Source organism: Pseudomonas sp. FA-1 (assembly GCF_056856075.1).
Window position 1 is genome coordinate 181,842 of record NZ_JBWXTH010000006.1, and the last position, 21,278, is coordinate 203,119.

Annotated in this window: 22 protein-coding genes and 1 tRNA gene; 12 read left to right on the top strand and 11 right to left on the bottom strand. The window is 64.3% G+C overall.

Going from position 1 to position 21,278, the window contains the following annotated elements; genetic code table 11:
- Positions 1-15: 15 nt before the first annotated feature.
- Together AC1MHZ_RS13330 and AC1MHZ_RS13335 are read right to left on the bottom strand one after the other, a co-directional pair.
- Positions 16-1,011, bottom strand: coding sequence for a 2,4,5-trihydroxytoluene oxygenase (locus AC1MHZ_RS13330; protein ID WP_084855616.1), 996 nt, complete (start codon positions 1,009-1,011; stop codon positions 16-18).
- Positions 1,012-1,204: 193 nt separating this feature from the next.
- Positions 1,205-2,071, bottom strand: coding sequence for a fumarylacetoacetate hydrolase family protein (locus AC1MHZ_RS13335; protein WP_084855789.1), 867 nt, complete (start codon positions 2,069-2,071; stop codon positions 1,205-1,207).
- A 293-nt stretch (positions 2,072-2,364) separates the two neighbouring features.
- Here AC1MHZ_RS13335 and AC1MHZ_RS13340 point away from each other — a divergent pair, with 293 nt between their 5' ends.
- The 6 genes from AC1MHZ_RS13340 to AC1MHZ_RS13365 all read left to right on the top strand — a co-directional run bounded on the left by AC1MHZ_RS13340 (position 2,365) and on the right by AC1MHZ_RS13365 (position 7,047).
- Complete coding sequence (locus tag AC1MHZ_RS13340) at positions 2,365-3,003, top strand: TetR/AcrR family transcriptional regulator (RefSeq protein WP_368829109.1); 639 nt, start codon at positions 2,365-2,367, stop codon at positions 3,001-3,003.
- A gap of 134 nt (positions 3,004-3,137) precedes the next feature.
- On the top strand, positions 3,138-4,064 hold the full coding sequence (locus tag AC1MHZ_RS13345; RefSeq protein ID WP_482966478.1) for a SphA family protein: 927 nt from the start codon (positions 3,138-3,140) through the stop codon (positions 4,062-4,064).
- A 136-nt stretch (positions 4,065-4,200) separates the two neighbouring features.
- The gene (gene pqqA / locus AC1MHZ_RS13350) at positions 4,201-4,272 is read left to right on the top strand and encodes a pyrroloquinoline quinone precursor peptide PqqA (RefSeq protein WP_482966511.1); all 72 of its coding nucleotides are present in this window, start codon (positions 4,201-4,203) and stop codon (positions 4,270-4,272) included.
- A gap of 67 nt (positions 4,273-4,339) precedes the next feature.
- Positions 4,340-5,854, top strand: a complete 1,515-nt coding sequence (locus AC1MHZ_RS13355) for a glucose/sorbosone family PQQ-dependent dehydrogenase (protein ID WP_482966479.1) — start codon at positions 4,340-4,342, stop codon at positions 5,852-5,854.
- A 73-nt stretch (positions 5,855-5,927) separates the two neighbouring features.
- Positions 5,928-6,863: a Dyp-type peroxidase gene (locus tag AC1MHZ_RS13360; RefSeq protein WP_084855612.1), complete on the top strand. Its 936-nt coding sequence runs from the start codon at positions 5,928-5,930 to the stop codon at positions 6,861-6,863.
- A 107-nt stretch (positions 6,864-6,970) separates the two neighbouring features.
- Positions 6,971-7,047 (top strand) — tRNA-Val (locus AC1MHZ_RS13365).
- 170 nt (positions 7,048-7,217) lie between these two features.
- Here AC1MHZ_RS13365 and AC1MHZ_RS13370 read toward each other — a convergent pair.
- A complete protein-coding gene (locus AC1MHZ_RS13370) occupies positions 7,218-7,709 on the bottom strand; it encodes a GNAT family N-acetyltransferase (protein WP_482966480.1) in 492 nt (163 codons plus the stop codon).
- Between the two features lie 190 nt (positions 7,710-7,899).
- On the opposite strand from AC1MHZ_RS13370, the gene AC1MHZ_RS13375 reads away from it, so the two are divergent.
- From AC1MHZ_RS13375 to AC1MHZ_RS13385, 3 genes are read left to right on the top strand one after another with little or no spacing between them, the layout of a single operon-like run.
- The gene (locus tag AC1MHZ_RS13375) at positions 7,900-8,568 is read left to right on the top strand and encodes a metal ABC transporter ATP-binding protein (RefSeq protein WP_465002093.1); all 669 of its coding nucleotides are present in this window, start codon (positions 7,900-7,902) and stop codon (positions 8,566-8,568) included.
- Positions 8,569-9,429, top strand: coding sequence for a metal ABC transporter permease (locus AC1MHZ_RS13380; protein WP_084855609.1), 861 nt, complete (start codon positions 8,569-8,571; stop codon positions 9,427-9,429).
- A 9-nt stretch (positions 9,430-9,438) separates the two neighbouring features.
- Positions 9,439-10,314 carry a metal ABC transporter substrate-binding protein gene (locus tag AC1MHZ_RS13385; RefSeq protein WP_482966481.1) on the top strand — a complete coding sequence of 292 codons (876 nt, stop codon included), beginning with the start codon at positions 9,439-9,441 and terminating at the stop codon, positions 10,312-10,314.
- Positions 10,315-10,337: 23 nt separating this feature from the next.
- Here the strand turns inward: AC1MHZ_RS13385 and AC1MHZ_RS13390 are convergent, their stop codons facing one another.
- The 5 genes from AC1MHZ_RS13390 to AC1MHZ_RS13410 all read right to left on the bottom strand — a co-directional run bounded on the left by AC1MHZ_RS13390 (position 10,338) and on the right by AC1MHZ_RS13410 (position 16,432).
- Entirely contained in the window at positions 10,338-11,834 is a 1,497-nt protein-coding gene (locus AC1MHZ_RS13390; protein WP_482966512.1) for a PucR family transcriptional regulator, read from the bottom strand.
- Positions 11,835-11,896: 62 nt separating this feature from the next.
- Entirely contained in the window at positions 11,897-13,129 is a 1,233-nt protein-coding gene (locus tag AC1MHZ_RS13395) for an amino acid permease (protein WP_324812658.1), read from the bottom strand.
- Positions 13,130-13,174: 45 nt separating this feature from the next.
- Positions 13,175-13,510, bottom strand: coding sequence for a cupin domain-containing protein (locus AC1MHZ_RS13400; protein WP_084855606.1), 336 nt, complete (start codon positions 13,508-13,510; stop codon positions 13,175-13,177).
- Positions 13,511-13,520: 10 nt separating this feature from the next.
- Complete coding sequence (locus AC1MHZ_RS13405; protein ID WP_482966482.1) at positions 13,521-14,927, bottom strand: NAD(P)/FAD-dependent oxidoreductase; 1,407 nt, start codon at positions 14,925-14,927, stop codon at positions 13,521-13,523.
- An 83-nt stretch (positions 14,928-15,010) separates the two neighbouring features.
- Positions 15,011-16,432, bottom strand: a complete 1,422-nt coding sequence (locus tag AC1MHZ_RS13410) for an MFS transporter (protein ID WP_324812649.1) — start codon at positions 16,430-16,432, stop codon at positions 15,011-15,013.
- Positions 16,433-16,611: 179 nt separating this feature from the next.
- On the opposite strand from AC1MHZ_RS13410, the gene AC1MHZ_RS13415 reads away from it, so the two are divergent.
- On the top strand, positions 16,612-17,181 hold the full coding sequence (locus tag AC1MHZ_RS13415) for an SPOR domain-containing protein (RefSeq protein ID WP_084855603.1): 570 nt from the start codon (positions 16,612-16,614) through the stop codon (positions 17,179-17,181).
- Positions 17,182-17,314: 133 nt separating this feature from the next.
- Positions 17,315-17,740: a GTP pyrophosphokinase gene (locus AC1MHZ_RS13420; protein ID WP_084855786.1), complete on the top strand. Its 426-nt coding sequence runs from the start codon at positions 17,315-17,317 to the stop codon at positions 17,738-17,740.
- 3 nt (positions 17,741-17,743) lie between these two features.
- Here AC1MHZ_RS13420 and AC1MHZ_RS13425 read toward each other — a convergent pair whose 3' ends face one another.
- The 3 genes from AC1MHZ_RS13425 to AC1MHZ_RS13435 form a co-directional block, all read right to left on the bottom strand.
- Positions 17,744-18,436, bottom strand: coding sequence for an endonuclease (locus AC1MHZ_RS13425; RefSeq protein WP_084855602.1), 693 nt, complete (start codon positions 18,434-18,436; stop codon positions 17,744-17,746).
- A gap of 6 nt (positions 18,437-18,442) precedes the next feature.
- Positions 18,443-18,685: a DUF1654 domain-containing protein gene (locus AC1MHZ_RS13430; protein ID WP_084855601.1), complete on the bottom strand. Its 243-nt coding sequence runs from the start codon at positions 18,683-18,685 to the stop codon at positions 18,443-18,445.
- A gap of 193 nt (positions 18,686-18,878) precedes the next feature.
- Positions 18,879-19,967, bottom strand: coding sequence for an asparaginase (locus AC1MHZ_RS13435; RefSeq protein WP_084855600.1), 1,089 nt, complete (start codon positions 19,965-19,967; stop codon positions 18,879-18,881).
- A gap of 354 nt (positions 19,968-20,321) precedes the next feature.
- Between AC1MHZ_RS13435 and AC1MHZ_RS13440 the strand changes: the two genes are divergently transcribed.
- Positions 20,322-21,278, top strand: a complete 957-nt coding sequence (locus AC1MHZ_RS13440) for a substrate-binding domain-containing protein (protein ID WP_482966483.1) — start codon at positions 20,322-20,324, stop codon at positions 21,276-21,278.

Consider the following 21,278-nt stretch of genomic DNA (forward strand, 5'->3'; position numbering starts at 1 on the left):
CGAACTCCTTGGTGGTCAGCGGGTATGGCGCTGGCGCTCGGCCAGCGAACGGGGGGTGACGGTTTCGCCTTCGTTGCTACCGCCCAGGAAGAACTCCACCGACATCGGCGGGCCCCACTGGTAGAGGCTGGAGTCGCAGGCCTGGGTGCAGTTCATGGGCGAGGCATGGTTGAACAGGTCGCCGTCGGTGAAATGCTCGATGAGGTTGCCCGAGGGGTCGCGCCAGTAATCGAAGATCTGGCTGCCGAGCACATGGCGCCCGACGCCCCAGAATGGTGTCCAGCCTTGCTCGTTCATCCAGGCGTGCCCCAGGCACTGGGCATCGAAGTCCTGCACCTCGAACGAGGCGTGATGGACCACGTCCCGCCCGGCCTGGAACAGTGCGATGGTGTGATGGTCGGTCCAGTTCTCGCCACGGTCCAGGCGCAGGAAGGCAGCGGATGGGCACTGTTGGTCGCCTTCGACGATCAGGTCCGAGGGCAGCATGCCGAGCACATCGCGGTACCAGGCCATCATCCGGGGCATGTCGACTACGCCGATGGCGACATGGCCCAGGCGCATGACCTGCGCCGGCCCCTTGCCGGGGCGCTGGACTTCGCCGAAGCGGCGTTTCTCCACCGCCGAGTTGAGCACCAGCGCGCTGCGTTGGGGGAGGGCCTCCACGGGCTGGATGCCATGCACCAGCTCGATGCGACGACCGGAGGGGTCGTGCAGTACCACGCACTGGCCACCGCCCGGGTGCGCCAGCGCCTGGATCGACGACGCCCCGGGCAGGCGTTCGGCAGCCTGCAGGTCGGCGAAGGACTCGACCGCGAAGGCGATGGCGCCCATCGCGGGGGTATCGGCGCGTTCGGCGATATAGACGTAGGGCAGGGGGCCGGTGCCCCGCAGGTACAGGCGCTGTTCGGTTCGGTGGCTGACGACCAGGCCGAAGTCGCCCAAAAATCGTTCGAGGCGGTCAAGATCGGTGTGCTGGTAGACCACATGGTTGATGTCTTTGATGTGCAACATGGCTGCGCTCCTTGGCAGAGGGCCGTCGACAGGTTCGGGCATTCGCGGGCAGGGCCTTTTTCCAGGCGGCCGCAGGCGCGGACCGCGAATCGGTCCGGGCGCAGGCAGCCGGGATCACCGACACGGCACTGGGCCGGTCGGGGAAGTCCCTGCGGGAAGCGAACGGGGTTGGGCGAACGACTGTGGCGCGGCCTCAGGCCGGCGGCGTCTCGGCGACGATCGGGTTGCTCAGGGTGCCTAGGCCTTCGATCTCGACGGTGCAGACATCGCCAGGCTGCATGAACAGCATCGGCCGGCGGGCCCAACCGATGCCCGCCGGGGTGCCGGTGACGATCACATCGCCAGGCTCCAGGGTCACCGCCTCGCTGAGCACGCTGATCAGCTGCGGCACATCGAAGACCATGTCGGCGGTGTTGGCCTGTTGTTCGATCTTGCCGTTCAGGCGTGTGGTCAGGGTCAGGCCGCGGGCGCCGGGCGGCAGTTCATCGGCACTGACGAAGGTCGGGCCGAAGGCACCGGTGGCATCGAAGTTCTTGCCGATGGTCCATTGCGGGGACTTGAACTGGTAGTCGCGCACCGACGCTTCGTTGAAGATCGCATAGCCTGCGACATGCTCCAGCGCCTGGTCCTGCGGAATATGGCGGCCGTGGCGGCCAATGATCACGGCCAGCTCGCCTTCGTAGTCGAGCTGTTCGGAAACGTGCGGGCGGACGATGGCCTCGCCATGGCCAACCAAGGAAGTGGCAAAGCGCGGGAAGAAGGTGGGGTAGCTGGGCTGCTCGTAGGGGCTTTCCTTGGTGTGGTCGGCATAGTTCAGGCCGACGCAGACGATCTTGCCAGGCCGCTCGATGGGGGGCAGGTAACGGATGCGTGAGGTATCGAGCTGGGGCGCCTGGCTCAGTTGCTGATGGGCCTCACGCAGCGCCTCCTGGCCACGGCCGAGCAGCGTCAGGAGCGAGCCGGGGTAACCTGGCAGGTTCTCGGTAAGGCCACGCAAGCCACTGTCGGTTTCCACAGCCAGGCCCTTGGTGGTGCCTTGGACAAAATGTACGAAACGCATGATCTGTACCTCGCTGTTATTGTTGTTCAAGGTTTCCAGTAAAAGGGTACGGTACCGTACCGTTTCGTCGAGATTCCCATTAGTCGTGGCGGGTGTCAATCAATGCGCTAAGACGTTTTTCGAATAGAGCGGGTGGTGGACGCTTCGATTTCATTACATGCCTGGAGCTCCAGTCGTGGTGCAGGTAGGCTATGAAGCGAGCCCGCGCGCGCAGTACAGGCCGCTAGCGCTGATGCCTGTGGGAAGGGGCGCAAAATCAAATAGTGATGTGTTATTCGATGAAGAGGTGTTGCTTGAGCGAGCGCGTGGAGAGTCAGCGGCAGGTCGAAAAGCGTGAAGGCATTCTCGCCGCGGCGACGGAGATGTTCCTGGAAGAGGGCTACGCGGGCGTCAGCGTCGATGGGATCATTGCCCGCATCGGCGGCTCCAAGCGCACGCTGTATGCCTATTTCGGTGACAAGGATGGCCTGTTCGCCGCGATTATCGCCCGCTTGTGTGACGAGATCGTCAATCCGCTCAAACACATGAACCTGGCCCGCAAGCCCTTGGCCGAAGCTTTGCGCATCATTGCCGAAACCTTCCTCGGGGTGGTGCTCGCCCCGCGCACGATCGCCATCCACCGCTTGATCGTGGCCGAGGCGCTGCGGGCTCCGGAGGCGGCCAAGGCATTCTTCGAGGCTGCGCCGGGTGCGGCCTACGGTTGCTTGCAGGATTATTTCGAATGGGCAGCCCAAGAAGGCCTCGTGTGCCCAGGGGATGCACAGACCCGCGCCGTGCTCTTTCTCGACGCGCTGACGGGGGACTTCCAGCTGCGTTGCCTGCTGGGCTTCATGGAAACGCCCACCCAGGTCGAACGACAGCGCCGCATCGACGATGCCATCGTGGTGTTCCTGGATGGGCTGAAACCCGCGACCGGCCTGCCGTCGAGCTAAGGTCCGGAGCTTCGTTGGCAGCGCGTTCTGCAGGCGGAACGCTGTGGCCCATCCAGGGGCTCTAGCGGCCGTTGTGAGAGATCACTAACGTTTTCTGTTTGGCACCGTTACATGAACGCCTTCAGGAGACCTGGATGAGGCCTTGCAGAAAATCCGCCGCGCTGTTGTCACTGGCCACGGCCCTGGGCAGTGCCGAGGTCGTCGCCGATGCCATCAGCCTTCCACCCTTGCCGCTGGGCAATACCAGTTTCATGGACGGGATCGTGCGACCCGGGATGCTGTTCGAGTTGCCGATCCAGCATTACCGTGCGCAAGACGCCACCGACGCCCATGGCAGCGCGGTGCCGGGGCGGCAGAAAGTGCACAGCACCACGGTCCTGCCACACCTGGCCTATATCACCGAGCACAAGATCCTGGGCGCCAACTACGGGATGGAAGTGCTGTTGCCGCTGGTGCACCTGGACGTCGATATCGACGACGGCCCGGACGCGTCACGCACGCGCCAGGGTGACCTGATCTTCAGCCCCCTGTTGCTGCAGTGGGACCCCGTGCAACTGTTCGGGCGACCCTACTGGCAGCGCCTGAACCTGGTGATCACTGCACCGACCGGTGATTATGACCGGGACGCCAGCCTCAACACCGGCAGCAACCTGTGGGTGGTCAGCCCGCACTACGCCTTTACCTGGGAGCTGACCGACCGCCTCGAAGTCAGCGGGCGCCTTCACTATGCCTGGTCCAGCCGCAACGACGATCCGGCCAGCCGGCTGCAGGCCGACAACGTCCAGCCGGGAGAAGCGATCCACAGCAATTTCTCGGTCTCCTACGCGGTGTCCGACGCCTGGCGCGTAGGCCTTGCCGGCTATCAGCTGGAACAGATATCGGCCGACCGGGTCGATGGCCACCGGCAGAGCGACTCCCGCGAGCGCGTGCTGGCCTTTGGTCCGGGGGTGATGTACCACCATGCGCGGCATATGTTCTACGCCAATTACTATGTCGAGCAGGGCGCGAGGAACCGTTCCGAAGGCAACCAGCTCACCTTGCGTTACCTCTTGCCGTTCTAGCGCGAACGGGCGTTCGGGTTTTTCGTTCAGGAAATGGAACGCTGTGTGCCATTCACCCCCCTGGCGAAGCGGGAATGGGTCCACTAATTTCCCAACGACGCCAGCGCGTCTTTATCCAAGCAGAGGAGATCGAGAGATGTGGAGCAAACCCAGCTATACCGACTTGCGCATTGGCTTCGAAGTGACGATGTACTTCGCCAGTCGCTGACAGGCCGAGCCCCGGCTTGCCGGGGCATAGGTGTCGTGGTGCTTGCCTAAAGCCCTGAGGAAATCGCATGAAGCTCAACCATTGCACGTCTGAAAACCGCCTCGGCGAAGCCCGTACCTTCGCGAGGCTGGGGTCATTGTTGTTGGTTGCCAACCTGGCGGGCATGTCGCTGACGGCCATGGCCGATACCCCGCCGGCGCCGGGAACGCCGATTCCGGCTACCGAAGGCTTCGAGAAGCGCGTTGTCGCCACGGGCTTGGCGAACCCACACAATATGGTCCTGGGCCCCGACGGCTACCTGTGGCTGACCGAGCAGGTCAGCCGGAAGATCACCCGCGTGAACCCCAAGACCGGTGAGGTGAAAGTCGCCCTTGCCGTTGCCGATGCCGTGCACTCCCAGGCGGCCAACGGGCACCATGAACAGGACGGCCTGCTCGGGATCGCCCTGCACCCGCAGTTGCTCAAGGGCACGGGGCAGGACTATGTCTACGTATCCCTGACCTACGCCGGCGGCGACTCCGAGGCCTTCCCCAACCGCACGCTGATCCGCCGCTACACCTACGACGCCAAGACCAACACCTTGGGCGAAGCTACGGACCTGCTCAAAGGCCTGCCCTCGGCCCGCGACCACCAGAGCGCACGCCTGCTCTTCGGCCCGGACGACAAGCTGTACTACTCCATCGGCGACCAGGGCGCGAACCAGCTTTCCTACCTCTGCGAACAGAACAAGGCGCAGATGACGCCGACCGCTGCAGACGTCAGCAAAAGCGACTGGGTTCACTACGCAGGCAAGATCTTGCGCCTGAACCTGGACGGGTCGGTGCCTGACGACAACCCGGTGATCAACGGTGTGAAGAGCCACGTCTATGCCTATGGGATCCGCAACGTCCAGGGGATGGTGTTCGTCGGTGACAAACTATTCGCCACCGAGCAGGGCCCCAACAGCGATGACGAGCTCAACCTCATCGTCAAGGGCGGCAACTACGGCTGGCCCTACGTGGCCGGTTTCAAGGATGGCCAGGGTTACGCCTACGCCAATTACAGCGCTGCCAAAGGTGGCTGCAAGGGCAACGAAGACCAGTACCAGAACGGCCTGAAAGTCCCGGAAGGCATTCCGGTGCAGCAGGAAACCCAATGGTCTTCCACGGCGTTCGTCGAGCCGCTCAAGACCCTGTTCAGCGTCGGCAATGACTACGTCTACAACCAGCCAGCCTGCAAGGAGAACAACCTGTTCTACATCTGCTGGCCCACCATCGCGCCGTCCTCGGTCACCTATTACCCCGCGTCCGGTAATGCAGCCAAAGGCTGGGGCAACTCGTTGCTGATCACCAGCCTCAAGCGTGGCGTGGTGTACCGGGTCCAGCTCGATGGCTCCAAGACCGTGCCGATGGGCGATGCAACGCCGGTGTTCCGCTCGTTGAACCGCTACCGGGATATCGCCGTCGACCCCAGCGGTGAGGTGATCTACGTGGCCACGGATATCGAAAGCAGCCTGGCCACCAATGACAAGGGCAGCGCGGCAGCGAAGTTCGAGAACCCTGGTGCCATCCTGGCGTTTCGCAGTACGGGCAAGTCGCGGTAGGGCCTGATTGCATGCTCCCGCCATGGCGTGTAGCGTCTAACGCCTGACGATCACTCAAGGCGGTGGGCATGCAATGAACGTTTCCGAGATCGAACCCCAAGCGGTCGACACCGCGATCACCCGCAGTGCGATCTTCCTCGTGGCGACCTTGATGCCGGGCAACGAACACCGTGACACCGTGCGCGCCTTGTGTGGCGACCTGGCCGGGCTGGTCCGTTCGGTCGGCAAGCGCGTACCGTCGGGCAACCTTTCCTGTGTACTGGGTTTTGGCGCCACGGCCTGGGGTGTGCTGTTCGGTGCGCCATACCCGGCATCGCTGCACCCGTTTCGCGAAATCGGTACCGGGGAGCGCGTGGCAGTCGCCACACCCGGGGATATCCTCTTGCATATCCGTGCCGAACAGATGGACTTGTGCTTCGAGTTGGCGGCGCAGGTCATGAAGCGCCTGGGGGCGGCTGTGACGGTCGTCGATGAAGTCCAGGGTTTTCGCTACTTCGACATGCGCAGCATCATCGGCTTCGTCGACGGCACGGAGAACCCCAGCGGCCGCGAAGTCGCCAAGTTCACCCTGGTTGGCAACGAAGACCCGTCGTTCGTGGGGGGCAGCTATGTGCTCGTGCAGAAGTACCTGCATGACATGACGGGGTGGAACGCACTGTCCACCGCCGATCAGGAAAATATCATTGGCCGCACCAAGCTGTCGGATATCGAGCTGGATGCCTCGGTCAAGCCCAGTTGCTCCCACAGCGCCCTGACCACCCTGGACAAGGACGGCCAGGAAGTGAAGATCCTTCGCGACAACATGCCGTTCGGGCGTCCGGGGGCAGGGGAGTTCGGCACCTATTTCATCGGTTACGCCCGCTCGCCCGCGCCTATCGAGGAGATGCTCGAGAACATGTTCATCGGCAAGCCGCCCGGGAACTATGACCGCTTGCTCGATTACAGCCGCGCGGTCACGGGTGGATTGTTCTTCGTGCCTTCCGCCACGTTCCTGGATGGCCTGGCGTAATAAACGAGCCAAAACACGGCGAAGGGGGCTGGCGCAAAGTTTTTGATTTTTTTGAAAAAAACGCTTTACAGGCTTTCGCAACCCCCTTAATATGCGCGCCACACGACAGGCACATAGCTCAGTTGGTTAGAGCACCACCTTGACATGGTGGGGGTCGTTGGTTCGAGTCCAATTGTGCCTACCAAATACAAGTCCCGGTGTTCCGGGCACGAAAAGGGCGATCCGAAGGGGTCGCCCTTTTTGCTTTCGCTCCAGGCCGCTTGCAGAAGCGACCTTGTGCCGCGAAAGGACCGCAACGCGGCCCTGTCCTCTTTGCAAGGCGTGCACGAACGCCTCTGCTTCAATCCAGCGCTTTCACAGCTCCATCACCATTTCATGCCACGCCATGCCGCCATGGTCAGAGGCCGAAGGCTTCACATAGCGGTAGCCCATGCGCGTGTACAGCGGCACATGGCGCTCCTTGCACATGAGGTGAATGGTGCGTTTGCCCACGGCCCGCATGCGCTCGATGAAAGTGTCCATCATCGTCGTGGCATAGCCCTTGCCCTGGTGCGCGGGGTCGACCACCACCGACATGATGACGGCATTGGGCGCCTGGCTATCGTGGCCCACCAGCTCCTTGAATGCCTCGTCGGACATGACCACGTCGTGGGCGCAGCCGCAGTTGATGAAGCCGATGGTCTGGCCATCGAGTTCCATGATCAGGAAGCCTTGCGGGTATTGGGCGATGCGCGTCGCGATCTTTTCGCGGGTGGCCGCCTCGTCGCCTTCGTAGGCCTCGGTCTCGATCTGGAAGCAACGGTCGACATCCGACGGGCTGGCGGTGCGGAAGGAAGGTGTACTCATGGCGGTCTCGTTCAGGTGATCTGACGGTCTTGGCAAGTGCCGTCGAAGACCGCCGATTGTCCGTTTGCCAGCCTCAAGATCAAGCGTGGCGAAAGAAAAAACATCGTTGCATGGTGTTATAACATAACATATTGTTGTGGGCGGCCATGCCGACATGGCTATTCCGTGTCTCCACCTTGGGAATTTGCCCGTGATCCTGTGCCAAGACCTGCAATGGGGCGCCGTCAATCGCCCACTGACGCCATGCCTCAACCTCAGGCTGCCTGTCGGCAGCCTCACTGCGGTGGTGGGCGCCAACGGGAGTGGCAAGAGCAGCCTGTTGAAGGTGATCGCGGGGTTGCAGATGCCCTTGTCGGGCCGCGTGCGCGTGGCGCTTCCAGATGCTGGGGGAATCGGCTATCTAGTTCAGCAATCGGCCATCGACCGCCAGTTTCCCATCGACCTGGCCGGGCTGGTCAGCGGCGGCTTCTGGGGGCAGCGCCTCACGCGCTCGCAGCGCAATTGCCAACTCGAACAGGTGCTGGAGGCGTGGGAACTCGGCCAGCTCCAGTCCCAGCCTTTGCAGGCGCTTTCCGGTGGCGAGCTGCAACGTGCCCTGCTGGCCAGGCTGAGCCTGACCAAGCCTTCCCTGATGCTGCTCGACGAGCCCGATGCGGCGCTCGACGACAATGGCCAGGCCCTGCTCTGGCGGCACATCGAGGCTTGGCACAAGGCCGGTTGTACACTTGTCGTCGTCAGCCACGACCTGGCCCGAGTGCAAGCATCGATAGAGCAGTGCCTGGTGATCGACCGGCAAGGCTGCCGGCATGGGCCGAGCCGCGCGTTGATCGCCCAGCCCGGCCTGGCCCAGGTGGGTTGAATGGTCGATCTACTGTGGCAGCCCTTCGCCGAATTCGCCTTCATGCGCCGCGCATTGCTCGGCGGCCTGACATTGGCGCTGAGCGTCGCGCCGCTCGGGGTGTTCCTGGTGGTGCGGCGCATGAGCCTGATCGGTGATGCGATTTCCCATGGCATCCTGCCGGGGGCGGCACTGGGCTTCTGGCTGGCCGGTTTGTCGGTGATGACGATGACCCTCGGCGGGCTCATGGCCGGCTTGGTGGTGGCGGGCTTTTCGGCCCTGGTCAGTCGGCACACGGGCTTGCGCGAGGACGCCAGCCTGGCTGCGGTCTACCCGATCTCCTTGGCTTCTGGCGTGCTGCTGCTGGGCCTGGCCGGCAAGCGCCTGGACTTGCTGGGGTTGCTGTTCGGCTCGGCACTGGCCGTCAACGAAGCGACCTTGCACGTCATGTACAGCGTGGCGGCTGGCAGCCTCGTACTGTTCGCCGTGATCTACCGCCCCTTGCTGCTCGACAGCCTCGACCCGGTGTTCCTGCGCACCGTCAGCCGTCATGGTGCCCTGGCCCATGGGCTGTTCCTCGGCTTGGTGGTGCTCAACCTGGTGGTCGGCTTCCAGGCCATCGGGGCGTTGATGGTGGTGGGCCTGATGATGCTGCCGGCCATCGCCGCGCGCTTCTGGAGCCAGAGCCTGCCTCGGTTGATTGCCATCGCGGCGGTGATCGGCATGGCCTCGGTGTGGCTGGGGTTGCTGCTTTCCTTCTACGTTTCGTTGCCCAGTGGCCCGGCAATCGTCGTCATGGCGGGGGCCGCGTACCTGTTGTCGGTGATGGGCGGGCCGGTGCATGGCCTGTTGCGTCGCCATTATTCGCCGGTCGTTCATTGAGGAACCTGTATGCGCCTATCGCTCTTTCTGATCATCCTGCTGCTGTCGCCGGTGCTGTCTGCCGGCGAGCGGGTCAAGGTCGTCACCAGTTTCAGCATCCTTGCCGACATCACACAGCAGGTGGGAGGCAGGCATGTCGAGATCATCAATCTCGTGGGCCCCGACAGCGATGCGCATGTGTATGAAACGACCCCCGACGATGCCAGGCATGTCGCAGCTGCCGACCTGATCGTCGAGAACGGCCTGCATTTCGAGCCATGGCTGGAGCGGCTGGTGCGTAGCAGCGACACCCAGGCCAAGGTGATCCGCGCCAGCCAGGGGATCATCCCACGTACCCTGGAGGAAGACGGCCACGCGGTGGCCGACCCCCATGCCTGGAGCAGCCTGGCCAATGCCAAGCTCTACGCCAGCAACATCGCCAAGGCGCTGGAACAAGTGGACCCTGGCCATGCGCAGGCCTACCGCGCGAACCTGGCGGCCTACACGCAGCAGATCGATGCGCTGCTGCTCGAGGTGCGCAAGCGCTTCGCGGCACTGCCGCCCGGCAATCGCAAGATCGTCACGTCCCACGATGCGTTCGGCTACCTCGGGCAAGCCTACGGCATCACCTTCGTCGCGCCCCAGGGGCTGTCCACTGAACGAGAGGCTTCGGCACGGGAGGTGGCGGACTTGATCACGCTGATCCGCAAAGAGGGTATCAAGGCGGTGTTCATCGAGAACATCAAGGACCCGCGGCTGCTGCAGCAGATCGCCGATGAGACGGGGGCGGGTATCGGCGGCACGCTGCACTCCGATGCGCTCGCAGCCCAAGGGCCGGCTAGCAGTTACTTGGGGATGTATCGGCTGAACGTGCAGACCATTACCCAGGCCTTGGGAGGCCAGTGATTGCCAAGTGACCTGCGGTGCATCTACCTCGGCTGCAACGACACCCCAAGCACCCGCGCACTTTGCAAGGCGAACCAGAACGTGGCGACGTCGGCGGTGCTGTCCAGCGAACGGCCGCTGATCGCTTCGATGCGGCGCGCCCGGTACACCAGCGTCTGCTTGTGCACATGCAGGCGCTGGGCAGCATTGACCCAGGAGCGGTTCTCTTCGAGAAACACCTGCAGGGTGTGCAACAGGTAGGTGCCGTTGGCCTGGTCGTAATCATGCAGCGCGCCGAGCACGGCGCGGAATGCGCGGTCTGCCTCGTCGGGCGTGCGCGGCAGCCAGGGGGTGTCGGTTTCCAGCTGTGCGTAGCGGCACACCCGGCGCTGGCCATGGGTATGCGCCAGGGCCAGGCGGGCTTCGCGCAGGGCGTCCGGGCCACGCTGGGCTTGGCCGAGCGCGGTGCTGGAGCCCAGTTGCAGGTCGAGCTGGGCGCTGTAGCCCTCCTGCAGGCCATCGCGGTGCAGCAGGATCAGCTCCTGCCCCTGGGCGCGGACCAACGCGCACTCGTCCAGAGGGCGCAGCTGATCTTCCCAGGTGTTGCCATTGGCTGGCAGGCGCGCTGCCGAGATCACCGTGTCGGCCAGCGTCACGCCTGGCAGATGGGCACCCAGACGCTCGAGCAATGCATCCGTTTGCAGGCGCTGCTGCAAAAGGTCATCGAGCAGCTCCGAGCCCAGGCGCAGGCGCCGCTCCCGCTCAGCCTGCAGGCGTTGCACTTCCAGGCCCAGCACCGCTGTCAGGTGGTGGAGCATGCCGTAGTCGGGCAGCCGTGTGCCGCTGACCACCAGCAGGCAGCCCGGCTCGCTGGGCAGCTCGATGCTCAGGGCTTCGCCGGTTGGCAGGGCATGACGACGTACCATCGGTTGATGGCCGCCTTGGCGTTGGCGTGCCGCGCCGAGGCTGGCCACCAATGCCGACGGTAGTTCAGGCAGACCGGGAGCCCAGGGGGTGAACTTCCCCATCGATACCAGGTACAGATGGCATTGGATATCCGCCTGCAGGCGCGTGAGCAGGGCCGGCAGGCCCAGGCCCTGGATGCTCAGGCGGGCGCTTTCGTAGACCTTGGCCAGGGCCCCGCGTCGGGCGAATTCATCCTGCTGGTTGGCATCGATGATGGCTCGGGTCACCGCGGCGAAGGGCACCCCGTATTCGGTGAGGATCACCGGGAGGCCCAGCGCCTCGGCCTGTTCGGCCAGGGCGCTGATGTCCGCAGGGGCCTGCATGTGTTCGCCGATCATCATGCCGGCGATGCCTGCCTGGGCCAGCCGCGCGACATAGGCCTGCTGCTCGGCCGGCGCCTTGGGGATGCCCAGCCCGGTGGTCATCAGCACGTCGCCTTCACCCAGCCATTCGGTGGGGTCAGGCAATTCGCAGACATGGGCCCAGCGCACGTTGTGGTCCAGTCCCTTGGCACCACTGAGCAGCCGCGAACGGAGTTCCGGTATCGCAATCAGGTCACGAACGCGTTGCAACATGCGCAGGCCGCTCCAGGCGGTGGTCAAGGGTAGGCCTCCCATACTGCCTCAAGCGTGCGGTGTCACCAACTGGCGGGCAACATGCCCAGGGCCGACAGCACCGCGTACACGCCGCTGGAAACGAAGATCAGCACGATCAGCCCCTGCATCACCGGGTGCGCATACCAGCCACAGGTGAATGCCGGCTGCTGATCGCCTGCCTTGCGCGCGGCATTGAGCAACAGGATCGGAATGATGCCCATCAGCACGCCGCCAAAGGTGCCGGCGAAGTACAGCGCATTGACGAAGCCGCTGAAGCCCGAGTACGCCACCACGATCGGCGGCAGGGTCACCATGGCCAGCACCATCAGGCGCTTGCGCTTGTTACCCTCATCGCCCAGGCGCATCTGGTCGAAGATATTGGTGAACAGGCAGCCGCCCAGGCCCCAGTAGGAGGTCAGCATGGCCAGCAAGGCGAAGGCGTTGGCCACATAGTAGGCCCACTGCCCGAGCGACTTGCCCCAGCTCAGGGTGGCCACTTCGCTCAAGTGCTCGGTGCCCACCAGTGCGATCACCGACGCCGGGATGGCCGCCACCAGTACCAGGGTCAACAGCATGCCGCCGATGATCAGCCCCGGGATGCGCCTGGGCGTCTCCAGGTTGCCGCGCACGATCTCCGGCACCAGGAACTGCGCACCGAACACGAACACGGCCAGGTTGAAGATCGGTACCACGTACTGCCACTGGCTCTGCCACAGGTGCACGAGGGATGAGTCTTCATGCAGCACGGTGGCACCGATCAGCAGGCAGACGATCAGTACCATGCCCGAGCTGATCAGCTTCTCCGCCACGCCCAGGGCCTTGAGGCCTAGGTACAGCACCAGCGCTGCGGGAATGAAGAACAGCAGGCTGCCTTGTTGCCGGGTCAGGCCGTACTGGCCGAAGAAATCGGCGAGGATATTGCCGCTGCCGCTGATGTAGGCGATGAGCGCGCCATAGCTGTTGGCGGCGACCGCGAAGAAGATCAACCAGCCGCCGAACGTGCCCAGGTATTTGCGCGACAAGCCACTCAACTGCAGGTTCTGGCGCGTGCGCAGGCAACTTTCGGCCACATAGAGCATGGTCACTACGCAGAACAGGCAGGTGACCAGCAGGCACACCAGCAACGGGATGTAGCCGACCTTGCGGGCGGCGAAGGCCATGCTGAGCACGCCCGCGCCGATGTTGGTGCCGATGATGATGCCGAGCGTTTCGAAGCGCCCCAGCGCGTGGGCCTTGAGGCCGGACTCCTGGAGCGTCTGTTGTTGTACACCCACTTCTTGTACCTCGTATTTGTCTGTGGGAAAGCGGCTGGTGTGTGGTCAGTCGAGAATCAGGTAGGTCTTGCGCACGGTGGTGCGGATGTCCCAGGTGCCCTGGGTATCGGCCTCGAAGTACAGTGCATCGCCCGCCCTGAACGCGATGGGCTGGCCATGCTCGGGGGTGAAGCTGCCTTCGCCGGCCACGATATAGCTGTATTCGGCCTGGGCCACCTGGCGGCGGAAGGTGCCGGGGGTGCATTCCCATACGCCGGTGGTGCCCTTGCCGTCTGGCAAGGTGCGGTGCGCGGCAGTGCGCGCCTGGGCGCCATCGTCGCCCAGGACGGTGGGTTGGCTGAAACCTGGCTGGTCGTCCAGGCGGATACGGATCAGGGACATGAAAGGTTCCTCAGGCTTTGTCTTCGAGGCCGGCCGGGGCGAACCGGGCCAGGTAGCGGTCCATGGCGGCCGGGCGTTGCCCGGCCAGTTCCGAGCGCTCCTTGCGCAAGACGGCGTTGCGTACCAGCGAGCCGCCCAGGTAGCGGACCGGCTCCGGTGGGAAGGTGCGGCAGCTGCGCTCTACCAGCGGGCACTGGCTCCAAGGGTCGTTGCGGCCCAGCGCCAGGCTGGCGAGGATGCGCCCGCCCAGGCGGCTGGGCCCCACACCGTTGCCGCTCCAGCCGATGCCATAGTGGATGTTGTGGTGGCCGTCGAGGCGGCCGAACACCGGCAGGCTGTCGTAGGTACGGTCGATCGGCCCGGACCAGCGCGCCTCCACCGGTACGCCCCGGAGCATCGGGTAGGTCCGGTGCAGGTCGGCTTCGGTCAGTGCCAGGCTGGCCTCGTCCTCGCTGAACACCTGGCTGATACGTGAGCCGTAGCTGATGGCGCCGGTGCCTTTGCCGAAGGCGATGCGCCCGTCATGGGTGGTGCGGTAATAGTCGACCATCAGTTGCGAGTCAGTGATCGATTCGCCGCCCGTCCAGCCGATATCCCGCAGGCGGCCAGGTATGGCCTGGGTCGCCACGATCGAACTGTTGACCGGTACGATCAGCTTGGACAGCGAGGGCAGGGCGGCGGCCCAGGCGTTGACGGCCAGTACCACGGAACCTGCGCGTACGCAGCCTAGGGCCGTCTTCACGCTGGCGGGCTGGCCGGGCTCGATGTGGTGCACGGCGGTGCCCTCGTGGATCTCGACGCCGCTGGCCAGCGCCACGCGGCGCATGCCTTCGACCAGCAGGGCCGGTTGCACGGTGGCATTGCTGCGCTCGAACACGCCCGCCAGGTGCACCGATGAGCCCGTGCGCCGGGCTACCTCACGTGCGTCGAGGCGTTCGAACGGCTGCACGCCCAGGCGCTCGCAGGCGGCCAGGGTGGCGTTCCAGGTGTCGACATGCTGGGGCGTGGTGGCGGTCCACAACCAGCCGCTCTGGCGAAAATGCGCCTCGATGCCGTGGCGCTCGCAGAACGTGCCCAGCTCGGTGATGGCGTGTTCAGCGGCTTCGCCCAGCAGGCGCGCTTGGTCGGGGTCGCAGAAGCTGCGCAGGGTGCCGATCTTCGGCCACCAGGACATCACGAAGCCGCCGTTGCGACCGGAGGCGCCGCCGCCACAGACGTGCTGCTCGATCACCATCACCCGCGCGCCAGGCTCCTGCTCCTTGAGGGTCAGGGCCGTCCACAGGCCGACGAAGCCGCCGCCGATGATCACCACATCGGCGTCATGGTTGCCTTGCAGCGGCTGCGTGGCCTGTTGCAGCAAGGAGGTCGCCGTCATCCAGTGGCTGGGTTTCAAAGGCGGGGTGGGTGTCAGTTTCATTGTTGGCCCCTGGTGGTGGTTGGAAGGCTCTAGTGTTTCCACTACCCACCGGGGCGACAATTAGACGCACATAAGAATTCGTATTAGCACTTCATACGCTCGTACAAAGCATCGCGCTCGCAGCCCAGCAGCTTCCACAGGCTCGCGGCGCACGCCAGCACCGCGAACCCCACGCCGACCCACAGCGCCAGGGAAGCGCCGCGTGCCGAATACACCTGGAAGAACCCTGCCACCAGTGCCGCGCCCAATACCTGCCCGAGCATGCGCAGCGTGCTCGACAGGCCGCCGGCGCCGCCGCTGCGCTCGGCCGGGATCGAGGCGATCATGTCGCGCATGTTGGGTGACTGGAAAAAGCCGAAGCCGGCGCCGCACACCGCCATGCGCAGGGCGATCTCCCACGGCCCGGGTGAGGGTGGCAAGGTGCAAAGCAGCACCAGGCCCAGGCCGAGGATGGCCATGCCCAGCGCCGTAAGGGTGCCGGTGGCATAGCGGTCGGACAGCCGCCCGGCAATGGGCGCCATGATCGCGGCCATCGCCGGCCACGGGGTGATCAGATAGCCGGTCTGCACCTGGGAGAAACCCAACTGGTATTGCAACATGAAGGGCAGGGCGACGAACGCCAGGCTCTGGGCCGTGAGGGAGGCCCCGGCACTGGTCGCCGACAGCGCGTAGCGTGGCTCGCGCAGCAGGTCCAGCGCCAGTAGGGGCGCGGGGGTGCCGGCCTGGCGTCTGAGCAGCAGGTACAGCCCCAACCCGGCCAGCCCCATGCTGCCCAGTGTCAGACGCCACGGTGCGTCCTGGGCCAGGCCATTGATGGCATAGACCAGAGCTGCAAGAAACACCCCGCACAGCCCGGCGGCCAGCCAGTCGAACGGCCGCCCACTGGTGGGCGTGGGTGGTAGCGAGCGCAGGCCGAGGGCCACCCCGACCAACCCCAGGGGCACATTGATCAGGAACAGCCAGTGCCAGCTGCCCAGGCTCAGGATCAGGGACGCCACGCTCGGCCCGGCCGCCAGCGACGCCCCCACCACCAGGGCGTTGACGCCCATGCCACGGCCGAGCATGTGGTTGGGGAAGACGAAGCGCGTCATCGCCACGCCGACGCCGAGGATCCCGGCGGCGCTCAGGCCTTGCACCAGGCGGCCGACCAGCAGCCATTCGAACGAAGGCGCCAGCCCACAGAGCAGCGAAGCCAGGATGAACAGCACTAGCCCGGCCATGGAGATGCGCCGGTAACCGATGATGTCGCCCAGCGATGCCAGCGGCAGCAGGGCCGCGATCATGGCCAGGTGATAGATGCTCACCACCCAGATCGCCTGGGCGTCGGTGGTGCCCAGGTCGGCTGCGATGGTCGGCAGGGCGGTATTGGCGATCGCCGTTTCCAGGTTGGCCATGGCGATGTTGAGCATGATCGCGATCACGGCGATCAGCCGTTGCGGTCGGGGTACCCCTTCACCAGGGGGCGACAGGGCGGTCTGCTTGAAGGCGAACAAGGCGAAACTCATGGGCAGGTCAGGGCAATGAAGCGCGGGCCCATGGTAGGAAAAGATCGCCGAGGGCAGAAATTAAATATCGGCATCGCCTGCAGTGGGAATTCGAATCTCGCCCGCGCCTGCGACACCGACACCCTGATCGGGGCAGCGGTCATGCTAGAATCCGCCCCTTCGAATCAGGAGGTAGACGCGTGCGCAAACTGGCGGTGGTAATGGCAGTGCTGGCCCTGGCCGGCTGTGAGAACGAGGTCGAGGGTGTACACAAGCAGGTTGCCGAATACCTGCACAACCCCAAGACGGCCAAGTTCGCCAACGTGCGGATCGACACCCAGGGCTCCATCTGCGGCCAGGTCCGCGGCAAGGACGACGCCGGGCAGTACGAGGCATACCGCAGCTACGTGGCGATCAAGCACGACGGCCAATACGAGATCATCGTCGATGAAACCGGCAACAACCTGCGCATCCGCGAAGTGTGCGGCGGTGCCGACCTGCAGCGTCGTGCCGACGCCCTGGCCGACCAGCCGGCTCCGGAAGGCTGGGATGTGGAGGTGATCCAGGGGGCCAACATGGGCGCACTGAGCGACATGACCGCACGCCTGATCGAGAAGGGCATCCCGTCGTCGGTCGAGTACCGTGACGGCAAGCCGGTGGTGCTGATGGGGCCGTTCCCCACCAAGGCCGAGGCCGAGGCGCGTAAGGCCGACGTCATGGCACGCCTGGGTACTGACTCGATCGTCATCCAGCACGGGGCCAAGCGCTGAAAGAGCCCTAGGCAGGGGCAGGACAAGCCCGCTCCCATAAGTGGATGCAAGTAGCTACAAGGGGGCGCACAGGGATAGGCAGGATTGTGCAGCTATGCTTGTGGTCAAGCAGGCTGCTGAGGGGAAGGGGCTCATGTCTACGCTGGAACGGGCCATTGCCATGGCGACCAAGGCCCACGAAGGGCAGTTCGACAAGGGTGGTGCGGCCTATATCCTCCACCCGTTGCGGGTGATGGCGCGGGTCACCACGCCGGAGCAGCGGATCGTCGCGGTGCTCCACGACGTACTCGAAGACACCCCTCTGACTCTCTCGGACCTCGCCCGTGAAGGGTTCCCCCTGAAGATCCTCGCCGCCGTGCTGGCCCTGAGCCGGCGCGATGGGGAAAGCTACGAGGCCTTCGTCATGCGTCTGGGCGTCGACCCGCTGGCGCGGCAGGTCAAGTTGGCCGACCTTGCCGACAACAGCGACCTGTCCCGCATCCCGTGCCCAGGCCCGGCCGACCTGGCCCGGCTCAGCCGCTACCAGCAGGCCAGCGCCTACTTGCAGACGCTGGCCTGAGGCTCAACCGCAGGCGTTGAGGTTCACCGGCCCGACGAAGTCATTGCCGTGCCCCATCACGCAGGCCACCCGCTGGTTACGCTGCAGTTCCCACGGCTGTGGCGGGTAGGTCTTGTTCCAGGCGTTGAACAGCTGGCGGTCCTGCTTGGACAGGCGCAGGTTGTACGTCTTGCTCATGTAGAAGTAGGTGCGCGCGATCATCCCGCGGATCGATGGGCGCGGCATCACCTTCCTGGCCTTGAAATCCACCTGGGTCAGGCAGCTGCCGTACTGGCCTTGCTGCTGGGGCAGCCAGCCGAAGCTGTAGTTGCTGCGGTCGCCATTGACCTCGCCGATGCTTGGCACCAGGTTGTGCAGGTCGGCCTCGGCACGCTTGTACACCTCGTCATGGCGCGAGCAGTTCTTGCGCCCGCCGTTTTGCCAGCACTGGCGCTGGTGGCCGATGTGCCAGGCCGGCACGATGTGTTCCCACTCGATGCGCGAGGCGCGTTGGGCATTCTTGCGTGGGGTATAGCCGCAGGAGGCCAGGTCGACCTTGTTGCCCTTGTACTTGCAGCCGCAATAGAACTCTGTGGACTGCGGCGCGTACAGCCGCCACGCGACCTTCTTGGCTTCCTGGAAGGTGCGTGGGGCGTCGGCGTGGGCGGTGGTGGCGGTGAACAGCAGGCAAGCGACAGCGAAAAGCGAAACTCTCATGCGGGGTCAGTCTTCCTTGGGCACGGTCCAGAAGATCTGCACACCGCCGTCGTCGCGATGGGCGAGGGTGACGTTGTCGTTCTCGGCGATCTCCTCGAGCAGGGTTTCCCAATCGTCGGGGGACTCGTGCTCCAGGCGGAAGATCAAGGCGGCGCGGCTGCGCTGGGCGATAGGGCTGTTGATGATCTTCTGGATACGGATACCCAGTTGTTCATAGCTGCTGGGGGTTGCTGCGGAGGTACTGGCCACGGGGCTTTTCCTTGTTTTGCTGTATGCGCATACAGTATTTCACTGTAGGTATTTTCGCAACAGCGTGTAAGGTGAAAAGCCTATATGACCGTGGTAGAGCGGTTGGTTCCGTAGTTGCGGGTACGCAAACCCGCTCCCACAGAAACCCGCGATTGGCCGGCATGCCGTGCACACCGGCCAGACCTTGCGAGTATCAGTATTCCCAGAAGATCCGCTGCAGCTCCTTGCTGTCCTGGGTCTTGGTCATCGCCACCATGGCCAGGATGCGCGCTTTCTGCGGGTTCAGGTCATGGGCCACGACCCAGTCGTTCTTGTCGTCGGGCTGCTCGGCATTGCGCAGCACGAAACCGCCCTGGTTGACGTGGGAGGAACGGATGATTTGCACGCCGTTCTTGCGCAGCTCCTGCAAGGCCGGCACCACGCGCGAGGACACCGAGCCATTGCCGGTACCGGCATGGACCAACGCCTTGGCACCGTTCTGGGCCAGCGCCTTGTACGCCGTGTCGGTCACGTTGCCGTAGCCGTAGGCGATGTCCACCTGCGGCAGGCTGTTGATCTGCTTGATGTCGAACTCGGAGTTGACGGTGTGGCGCTTGGCCGGCAGGCGGAACCAGTACGACTTGCCTTCCACCACCATGCCCATCGGGCCCCAGGCGCTCTTGAAGGCTTCGGTCTTGATGTTGACCGACTTGCTCACGTCACGGCCGGACTGGATCTCGTCATTCATGGTCACCAGCACGCCCTTGCCGCGGGACTGCGTGTCGCTGGCCACGGCCACGGCGTTGTACAGGTTGAGCATGCCGTCGGCGGACATAGCGGTACCCGGGCGCATGGAGCCGACCACCACGATCGGCTTGTCGGTCTTCTCCACCAGGTTGAGGAAATAGGCGGTCTCTTCCAGTGTATCGGTACCGTGGGTGATGACGATGCCATCGACGTCCTTGCTGTCGGCCAGTTCCGCGACGCGCTTGCCCAGTTTGAGCAGGTCGTCGTTGGAGATGCTCTCGGAGGCAATCTGCATCACCTGCTCACCGCGTACGTTGGCCAGGTCGGCCAACTCCGGCACGCCGGCGATCAGCTTGTCGACGCCCAGCTTGGCGGCCTGGTAGGTGGCGCTGTTGGCAGCGCTGGCGCCAGCACCAGCAATGGTGCCGCCGGTGGCGAGGATGACCACGTTGGCCAGCTTCTGCTGGGTTTCGGCTTCCTTGGCAGACGCGGTAGAGGGCAGGACCAGCAGCAAGGCCAGTGCGCTGGGGGCGAAGGTTTTGAGTGCAGCATTCATCGTTATTGTTCTCTCTCTTCCTGTTGAGGTTGTTGCTGTAACGCATAGGCTGTCAGGCAGGTTTCATACCAGCTTGGCCCTGCAGGAACGGCCTTGTGCCCCACCACGAACTGCCGGGGCTGCTAGGCACCCCATTGCGGCACAAGGCCGTTCCTGCAGGGTGTATTCCATTCGGAGCACCGAACAAGCGTAGGAAAAGGTGTTCGGTTTTTCGGAAATATTCCCGATAATCCCGACGTACGTGACCCGAGCCAAACCGCGTGCGGAATTTGACAAAAGCAGGTCTTGTTTCCATAGTTAGGCAACGCAAACGTTTGCGATCCGATAAAAACCACAAGATTCGGAGTCAATTCCATGAAACTGCCATTCCCTGGCCGCGTTTTGGCCCTGGCTGTGTTCTCCACGCTTTCCCTCGCACTGCCCTTGTCCGGTGCCCATGCCGAAGAGAAACCCAAGGTCGCCTTGGTGATGAAGTCCCTGGCCAATGAGTTCTTCCGGACCATGGAAGACGGCGCCAAGGCCTATCAGCAGCAACACCCCGACGACTTCGACCTGGTGGCCAACGGCATCAAGGACGAGTCCGACACCGGTAACCAGATCCGCATCGTCGAGCAGATGATCGTCTCCGGCGTCAACGCCCTGGTCATCGCCCCGGCCGACTCCAAGGCCCTGGTGCCGGTGGTGAAGAAAGCCATGGATGCCGGCATCACCGTGGTCAACATCGACAACCGCCTGGGCCCGGCCGTGCTAGAGAGCAAGGGCATCAGCGTGCCCTTCGTCGGCCCCGACAACCGCAAGGGCGCACGCCTGGTCGGTGACTACCTGGCCCAGCAAAAGCTCAAGGCGGGCGACCAGGTCGGCATCATCGAAGGCGTGCCCACCACCACCAACGCCCAACAGCGCACCGCAGGCTTCAAGGACGCCATGGACGCCGCACAGATGAAGGTGGTCTCGGTGCAGTCGGGCAACTGGGAGATCGACAAAGGCAATGCGGTGGCCGCGGCCATGCTCAATGAATACCCTGACCTCAAGGCACTGCTGGCCGGCAACGACAGCATGGCCCTGGGGGCCGTCTCGGCCGTTCGCGCTGCCGGCAAGACCGGCCAGGTGCAGGTGGTGGGCTACGACAACATCCGCGCCATCAAGCCCATGCTCAAGGATGGCCGCGTACTCGCCACCCTCGAACAGCATGGCGCCGACCAGGCGGTGTTCGGCATCCAGGCGGCGTTGCAGATGCTCAAGGGCGAGAAGCCAGCGGTGGATGCCGACAACGTCATCCAGACGCCGGTCGAGCTGGTTACCCACCTCTGA